This window comes from Parabacteroides sp. ZJ-118, assembly GCF_011038785.1.
Lineage (GTDB): Bacteria > Bacteroidota > Bacteroidia > Bacteroidales > Tannerellaceae > Parabacteroides.
In genome coordinates this window covers 1-8,382 of sequence record NZ_JAAKDT010000064.1, presented here as the reverse complement: position 1 = coordinate 8,382, position 8,382 = coordinate 1, and the positions used below count along the sequence as shown (strand labels likewise).

Annotated in this window: 8 protein-coding genes; 1 reads left to right on the top strand and 7 read right to left on the bottom strand. The window is 50.0% G+C overall.

Features of this window, described 5'->3' with window-relative positions:
• Both G7Y39_RS12725 and G7Y39_RS13815 read right to left on the bottom strand, forming a co-directional pair.
• A partial coding sequence (locus G7Y39_RS12725; protein WP_165157818.1) for a polysaccharide biosynthesis protein occupies nt 1–1,194 on the bottom strand: 1,194 nt, incomplete at its 3' end.
• Between the two features lie 66 nt (nt 1,195–1,260).
• Nucleotides 1,261–1,383 carry a hypothetical protein gene (locus tag G7Y39_RS13815; protein ID WP_255453026.1) on the bottom strand — a complete coding sequence of 41 codons (123 nt, stop codon included), beginning with the start codon at nt 1,381–1,383 and terminating at the stop codon, nt 1,261–1,263.
• Nucleotides 1,384–1,490: 107 nt separating this feature from the next.
• Here G7Y39_RS13815 and G7Y39_RS12720 point away from each other — a divergent pair, with 107 nt between their 5' ends.
• The gene (locus G7Y39_RS12720; RefSeq protein ID WP_241160057.1) at nt 1,491–2,705 is read left to right on the top strand and encodes an ATP-binding protein; all 1,215 of its coding nucleotides are present in this window, start codon (nt 1,491–1,493) and stop codon (nt 2,703–2,705) included.
• Between the two features lie 50 nt (nt 2,706–2,755).
• Here G7Y39_RS12720 and G7Y39_RS12715 read toward each other — a convergent pair whose 3' ends face one another.
• The 5 genes from G7Y39_RS12715 to G7Y39_RS12695 are packed head-to-tail and all read right to left on the bottom strand — an operon-like array spanning nt 2,756 to nt 8,187.
• Nucleotides 2,756–4,075: a nucleotide sugar dehydrogenase gene (locus G7Y39_RS12715; protein ID WP_165157820.1), complete on the bottom strand. Its 1,320-nt coding sequence runs from the start codon at nt 4,073–4,075 to the stop codon at nt 2,756–2,758.
• A gap of 2 nt (nt 4,076–4,077) precedes the next feature.
• Nucleotides 4,078–5,130 carry an NAD-dependent epimerase gene (locus tag G7Y39_RS12710; RefSeq protein ID WP_165157819.1) on the bottom strand — a complete coding sequence of 351 codons (1,053 nt, stop codon included), beginning with the start codon at nt 5,128–5,130 and terminating at the stop codon, nt 4,078–4,080.
• Nucleotides 5,130–6,392: a DegT/DnrJ/EryC1/StrS aminotransferase family protein gene (locus G7Y39_RS12705; RefSeq protein WP_165157817.1), complete on the bottom strand. Its 1,263-nt coding sequence runs from the start codon at nt 6,390–6,392 to the stop codon at nt 5,130–5,132. The genes G7Y39_RS12710 and G7Y39_RS12705 overlap by 1 nt, the downstream gene beginning before the upstream one ends.
• A 1-nt stretch (nt 6,393) precedes the next feature.
• On the bottom strand, nt 6,394–7,539 hold the full coding sequence (locus G7Y39_RS12700) for a putative phage abortive infection protein (protein ID WP_165157816.1): 1,146 nt from the start codon (nt 7,537–7,539) through the stop codon (nt 6,394–6,396).
• Nucleotides 7,540–7,575: 36 nt separating this feature from the next.
• Nucleotides 7,576–8,187, bottom strand: a complete 612-nt coding sequence (locus G7Y39_RS12695) for a sugar transferase (RefSeq protein WP_165157815.1) — start codon at nt 8,185–8,187, stop codon at nt 7,576–7,578.
• Between the last annotated feature and the right edge of the window lie 195 nt (nt 8,188–8,382).

Genomic DNA, 8,382 nt, shown 5'->3' with positions numbered 1-8,382 from the left:
GTTGACCACGCTCTCGTAGGGGTTGTCCTCCATCATCGGTACGTGCTTGTAGGCGGCCGCATGGAAGACATACTCCGGCTTGTACCGGCTGAAGATGCGCTCCATGATCCTTCGGTCGGCGATGTCGGCAACGATTGTCTCCGATTCTATCCCCGGCCACCGGTCGTGCATCATCATCCTGATGCCGTGCATCGGGGTCTCCGCCTGGTCTATGAGTATCAGCTTAGACGGGGTGTATGCCGCTATCTGCCTCACCATCTCAGAGCCGATGCTCCCGGCTGCCCCCGTGATCATCACCGCATGCCCGTGGAGCAGGCCGGCGGCTGCTTTCATGTCAACCTCTATCTTCTCGCGCGGCAGCAGGTCCTCAACATCCACCGGGTGGAAGGCGCTCAGCCGCAGGTCGCCCTTGCCGTCCCATTCCCTCGCCTGAGGCATGACGAGGATCCTGACCCCGCTGTCGACCAGCTCATTGATGAGGTCCGCTGCCCCTTTCTCCTTCAGCGCGTCCATCTTGAGGGGTGAGACTATCAGCGTGCTGACGCGGTTTCGTCTCATCGTATCCGGCAGAGCGCTGTCGAACGGGTGCACCCTGACCCCCATCAGCACACGGTTCTCCATGTCCCCCTCATCACTTACGAAGCCCTGGAGAGCATAGGGGGAGTCAGCCGACGAGCGTATACTCTTGGCGAGGGCCACGCCGCCGTCCCTGACGCCAAGGATATATGCCCGGCTGGTGTCGGCGCGCTTGGCGGTCTGCTCGAAGACGGTCTTCACCCACACGCGGACAGTCCACATGAAGGCGACCGCGAACAGCCCCATGAGGATTATGTCGGCGTATCCGAATGACACGATCCTGCCAGAGGCGTTGAAGAGCCACAGCACAATGCAGCACAGCACGGCTCCGAAGAACACCGACGAGCCGACCCTCAGCAGGTCGGAGAACGAGGAGTAGCGCATCACGCCGTTGTAGGTGTGGAAGATGCGGAAGCCGATGATAAAGCAGGCAAGGAACGCGCAGAGGGTCAGGCAGAGCGGTCCCAGGACGCTGAGCGTCTGTTCCGAGCCATGGTGAACGGCGAAGGCCAGCAGCCCCGAGAACACCACAAACACGCAGTCGAGGAGCAGTATGCTCCAATACGGCAGGGCCGACCGGGAGAAATACCAGCGGGCCAGTTTCCTGATGGATTTCATAGAATGGTAGTAAGCGTTCGGTGAAAGCCGACTTGTTGTATCACAAACAGCCTGCACCACTTATTTTTATAATTGATAACGATTAAATATCACAAGGGTGACCTTGACAGGATTCAGATCATATTTGATAAAATCCTGTTCCTTGCCCGACATGTGCGCCAGGCAAAGCAATATTCTCTCTTTTCTCATATATTATAATTGTACATCCAAGCTTTGCCATATTGCAGGAATTGAGTATTTTTGCAATGTGTTTTGAGTAAATCCGTACACACAATTGAGTAATTATTACCAACAATATGAGTATGCACTATCTTAGGGAGCAATATATTACGCTCAGAGACCGCATCCTGGAGCCGAGGAAGTTCATCCAGGTGCTGGCGGGCCCGAGGCAGGTGGGCAAATCCACCCTTGCCGGCCAAGTGCTTGACAGCGTCAACATCCCTTTCACTTTGGAAGTTGCCGACGCCGTAAATCCGCACGACAGCGACTGGATCCACCGGATATGGGAGGCGGCAAGAATCACCATGTCGATCCGGGGAGAGCAAGAACATCTTCTCGTAATAGACGAGGTTCAAAAGATAGACAATTGGAGCGAAATGGTAAAGCGGGAATGGGATGAGGATTCACGCAGGCGAGTCAACCTCAAAGTCATACTTTTGGGCAGTAGCCGGTTGCTCCTGAAAAAAGGCCTGACCGAATCGCTGGCAGGACGGTTTGAACTGATACGCATGAACCACTGGAGCTATAAGGAGATGCGCGAAGCTTTCGGCGTGACACTTGACCAATACATCTATTTTGGCGGGTATCCCGGACCGGTCCACATGATCGATGACGAAAAACGATGGCGGAAATACATCAAAGACTCACTGGTCGCTCCGGCGATCGAAAAAGACGTCATCATGACCTCCAACATCTACAAACCGGCACTGATGAAACAACTCTTCGAGTTAGGATGCGGCTACTCATCCGAAATCGTGTCGTTGACCAAAATAATGGGGCAGTTGCAAGACGCAGGCAATGTGACGACCCTCGCATCCTATCTTGAATTACTCAACCAGTGCGCCTTGCTGACCGGGTTGCAGAAATATGCCAATGATGATGCCCGAAAACGGAACTCCATACCTAAATTCCAAGTCTACAACAATGCACTTCTGACAGCATACAAAGGCCGCTCATTCATAGCCGACCGGACCGATACGAAAGTTTGGGGCAGATGGGTAGAGAGTGCTGTCGGAACACATATTTTACATCATGCCGAAGCATCCGATTACCAAGTATTCTATTGGCGTGAACCGTCAAGAAGAAGCGGAGAAAAAGACAACGAGGTCGATTATATCATCCTTCATGACGGAGAAATCACCGCTATAGAGGTCAAAAGCGGACGGCGCGGCATGAACTCCGGCTTGCCGGCATTCACAGAGGCCTTCCACCCCAAAAGGTCCTTTGTCGTAGGCACCGGCGGAGTAACATTGGAAGATTTCCTGCGCACCGATATCGGAACCTTACTGTAAACTTCTTTGTGCCTTAGCCCGGAGGGTTGATGCCCATTGCAGGGATTGTATTAGTCGCGGCGGAAGATGTCGCGTGTATAGACTTTGGAGGCTACATCGTCGAGGCTTGTGTCGTAGCGGTTGGCGACGATGGCTTGCGACTGAGCTTTGAACTTGTCGAGGTCGTTGACCACGAGGCTGCCGAAGAATGTCGTACCGTCTTCGAGGGTCGGTTCGTAGATGATGACCTGTGCACCTTTAGCCTTGATGCGTTTCATCACGCCTTGAATGGAGGACTGGCGGAAATTGTCGCTGTTTGACTTCATGGTGAGGCGATAGACACCGATGGTACAAACCTGTTCCGGAGCATTACCGAAAGTATTGGCAGAATAATAGTCGTAATACCCCGCCATTTTCAGTATTTGGTCGGCAATAAAATCCTTACGTGTGCGGTTGCTCTCGACAATCGCCGACATCATATTCTGCGGCACCTCGGCATAGTTGGCAAGCAACTGCTTTGTGTCCTTTGGCAGACAATAACCACCATAGCCAAAAGAGGGATTGTTATAGTGTGTGCCGATGCGCGGGTCAAGACCGACCCCTTCGATGATCGCCCGCGAATCGAGCCCTTTGACCTCGGCGTAAGTGTCCAGTTCGTTGAAGTAGCTGACGCGCAGGGCGAGATAGGTATTGGCGAAGAGTTTCACGGCTTCCGCTTCCTTTATACCCATATATAACACCGGAATATTCTCTTTGATTGCGCCCTGTTGAAGCAAGCCTACGAATATACGCGCCGCATCGTTCAATTTTTCAATGTCGGTGACTGCCCGTATCGCTGCATTTTCTTCAGCAAATTCAGGCTTGTCGATAATCTTCGGAATGCCGGCGATAATACGGCTTGGATAGAGGTTGTCGTACAACGCTTTGCTCTCGCGCAGAAACTCCGGGAAGAAAAGCAGATTGAACTGCCTGGCACCTTTGGCAGCATACTTCACGTACAGATTACGACAGTAACCAACCGGGATAGTCGACTTGATAACCATAACGGCATCCGGATTGACACTCAATACAAGGTCGATGACCTCCTCGATGCAATGGGTATCGAAGAAGTTCTTTACCGGGTCGTAATTCGTTGGGGCGGCAATCACTACGAAGTCCGCATCCTTATAAGCGGATTCACCGTCAAGTGTAGCTGTAAGATCCAGTGCCTTTTCAGCCAGATACTTCTCGATATACTCATCTTGAATCGGCGAAATCCGTTTGTTGATCTTCTCAACTTTTTCTAGAATGACATCAACCGCCGTGACATGGTTGTGTTGTGCCAATAAAGTCGCGATGCTTAAGCCGACATATCCTGTGCCGGCTACAGCTATGTTATATTTTTCTTTCATACTCATAGATTGTAATATTCTTTGAACCATGCTACGGTGCGGTCTATGCCGGTTTGCAGCGGTGTGTTGGGTTTGAAGCCGGTGGCTTCGCCGAGTGCGGACGAATCGGCGTAGGTCTGATAAACGTCGCCAGGCTGCATGGGCAGGAACTCTTTCTTTGCTTCGCAGCCAATCGCCTTTTCAATGCAGGCGATATAGTCCATCAGCTTTGTCGGCTGTTGGTTGCCGATATTATAAACACGGTAAGGGGCAGGAGACGTAGCCGGGTCTGGGTGTGTCTCGTCCCAGTCGGGATTGCCCTGCGGTATCACGTCGATAATGCGGACAACGCCCTCCACAATATCATCGATATAGGTGAAGTCGCGGAGCATCTCGCCGCTGTTGAACACTTTGATGGCACGGTCGTGGAGAATCGCATCGATAAAGAGGGACGGTGACATATCGGGTCTTCCCCACGGGCCATAGACCGTGAAGAAGCGAAGCCCGGTAGTCGGCAGTCCATACAGCTTCGAATAGGCATGTGCCATCAACTCGTTGCTCTTCTTGGTAGCGGCGTACAGGCTGACTGGGTGTGCGATACCGTCATGTTCCGAGAACGGCACTTTGCCGTTGAGACCGTATACACTCGATGAGGAGGCATAGACAAGGTGCTTGACCCAGTTGTGCCGGCAACCCTCAAGTATGTTGATGAAGCCATCGACATTGCTCTCTATATATGCGTCGGGATTCGTTATGGAATACCTTACACCGGCCTGTGCGCCGAGGTTCACAACCCCATCGAAGCCACTGTTGGCAAACAGCATTCGCATGACCTGTTTGTCCTCGAGATTCATGCGGATGAAATTGAACCGCTCGCAGGTCGTACTTTGCGAGAACTTGTACCAAGCAACATCCTCCTTTGCAATACCAAGTCCGGCAAGACGGCCATATTTCAGCTCCGGGTCGTAATAGTCGTTGATATTGTCAAGCCCGACAACCGTGTCGCCCTTATCCAACAGCCGCCGGCATACAGCACTACCGATAAATCCGGCAGCGCCGGTTACTAATACTTTCATCATTCGATAGAATCTTTGATGGTGTCAACGATGTAGCGGACATCGGCGTCGGTGACGTAGGGGCCGGCAGGGAGACAAATGCCGACTTTGAAGAGGCTCTCGCTCACGCCGTTGGTATAGGCCGGGGCGTTGCGGTAGACGGGCTGCTTGTGCATCGGCTTCCAAAGGGGGCGAGCTTCGATGTTGGCTTTGTCAAGGCAGACGCGCAGCGCTTCGACGTTGTCGTTGGGTTGGCAGTCGGTTGTGGCTGTAGATGCGGCATGGATTACACCTGCAGCTCCGCCAACAGCGCCGGTGACGATGGATTTGTAGGCGTTCTCCTGTCCTTTGATGCGCAAGTCTGGGTCGAGTGTAGCGGTGCATAGCCAAAAGTTGGAATCGCTTTCCTGCCACGGATTACAGTGCATGGTCACGCCGGGCACGTCTTTCAACAGCTCCTCGTAGAGTGCCTGCACATGCTTGTGATGGGCGATGTGGTCGTTGATAACGGTCATCTGTCCGCGACCTATGCCGGCGCAGATGTTGCTCATGCGGTAGTTATAACCGATAGCTTCGTGTTGATAATATGGGTAGGACTCACGCGCTTGTGTGGCGTACCACATCACCTTGTTTTTGTCCTCGGCGTTGTCGCAGACGAGCGCACCGCCGCCGGAGGTCGTTATCATCTTGTTGCCGTTAAACGACAACACCCCATATTTGCCAAATGTGCCGAGTACCTGACCGTTGTAGCGTGAACCAAGCCCCTCGGCGGCATCCTCGATGACTGGTATCTCGTAGCGGTTGGCAATCTCCATGATGCGGTCAATCCGGTACGGCATACCATAGAGAGCCACAGGAATAATCGCCTTAGGCTTGCATCCGGCTTTGGCAATGCGGTCTTTGATAGCCTCCTCGAGCAATTCCGAATCCATGTTCCACGAATCGCGTTCCGAATCCACGAACACCGGTGTTGCACCGAGATAGGTAATCGGGTGACTCGATGCGCAGAACGTAAACGACTGCACTATCACCTCGTCGCCCTGCTCTACGCCGCACGCAATCAGTGCCAGATGCACCGCCGCCGTCCCTGCCGACAGCGCCACAACCCGCTTGTTGAGCGGCTCCGCGCCCATACGATTGTTCACAAAATCTTCGAGGTCAGCCTCAAACCCGTTGACATTCGGGCCAAGAGGCACAACCCAATTCGTGTCAAACGCCTCCTTAATAAAAGCCTGCTCCTTGCCGCTCATGTGCGCCAGGCAAAGCAATATTCTGTCTCTCATATTATTGCTGAATTGTTTTTTGTTTTTGCCGAACCATCATAAAACAAAAGCCCTTATAACCTGTAAGCTTTGCATCCTCATCAAAACTTGGAGTTTGTTCAAATAGTTTTATATTTTGATTTGCGTAAGATTCTTTTTCTATTTTAAAATAATCACCTGGACTAATACCAATATAATAAAAGAAATGGGGAACATTTTTTATTATACGATATTTACATAATAGGCACATTTTTGATGAATTCGTTTCACCTAAAGGTTTCTGCCATACATATCCCATAGGAGATAAAGAGTTATAATACAGTAAAATTTGTTCATAATCAGACATCTGAGCGCGTAACATCTTTATGTATGAATACTTTTCTGAGTCCGACAATAAATCAGTATCATCAATACAGCGAACACACATATATAGCTGTCTGAAGTAATGCCCTAAAAGATAATTACGTCCATCTTCAGGTATTTTATTGGCAAGTTTGCTGCTAACATGTTGAGACAAACGTTGGTTCAAAAGTTCTTCAGGTTCTCCAATGCCTTCACACATAGAGAAGTTCATGCAACCATATAAAAAGAAACCATACGAATAGGCAATCTTAAATTTCTCATAGTTATAGTCCTTAATATCAATCTCTTTTACAAAATCATAGATTTTCCTTTCATCACTCCCTTCATTCAACGAATCAGGGTCCCATTTTGATATTTCCGTGAGGCAGCTCTCCACATACTCAAAAATAATCCTAAATTCATCAAATAACGTCTTAAATACTTGTCGTCCTTTATCTGAATCTATACTAAACTGATTTACAATTTCGTGGTGGATGTGAAGAAGTTCGTAATACCGGCTTATGAAGATTTCCTTGATATTGTTCTGAGTAATATGGTCGTTAAATTTCGACTGAGCAGATAGAGTTTTATAAAGAAGATAGGCATTTAAAAAAGTGCAAAGAGTTCCGACTGTTCCACCTATGAACGCGCCAATATAACTCGTTGTTAAATAATCTGTAGTTCCTGCCCAAAATGTAAAACCATCAGAACATAGTATAATAATTAATATAACAACGATTATGATTCCAAGACCAACAACAGTACAAGATATCATTTTTGTTTTTGCACTTGATATTATCTTCTCGTTAGAATTTGGTCTCGACATAAGCAATCGATTTACGCATCAATATCAAATTGATAATCAGATTAACTCATTGTTATATTTCATTCTGCGGCCGAGGACGGTGCAGAATATCATCTGTATGTCTTTGATGAAGCTGTAGTGGTGGAGGTAGTAGCGGTTGATGCGCACCTTATCGGGGAAGATTACCTCATCGTTATATCGCTGTGGGTCGGGCTGTCGCGCGAGCAGTTCCTCCTCGTCGCGGTATTTGAGCGAAGCCGGGCCGGTAATACCCGGACGTAGTCGCAACACCTCACGATCGTCACCCGTGAGATTGTCGGCATAGCCGGGCACATCAGGACGCGGCCCGACAAAACTCATGTCACCAATAAGCACGTTCCACAGCTCCGGCAACTCATCGAGTTTGTAGCGACGCAACTTCGCGCCCAACGGTGTTATGCGACTCTCGCCGGCCACCGACACCGAGCTGCCACCATGTCCGACAGTCATCGACCGGAATTTGTACATCGTGAACAGCCGGCCGCCACGTCCGACGCGCTTCTGCTTGAATATAACAGGGCCACCGGGCATCTTCATGCGGATAAGGATAGCAACAACCGACAGTACGGGCCACAATACTGCCAAGCCGATGAATGCCATCAGTCGGTCAAAAATTGCCTTTAGATACATTATGAATACAACATAGTTTAGCCTAAAGGTAAGCGTCCAAGCACAGCCGGACGAAATTGCAAATCACGGATTCAATGGCTGTTAGCTTCTATCCCCTGATTTTGTTTTCATTAAACATTTAGTATTTATTAGTACTCAAACCCATGTTCATGGGGAGCATGCTGCTGTAATCGGTGCACCCGCGCACGATTTTGG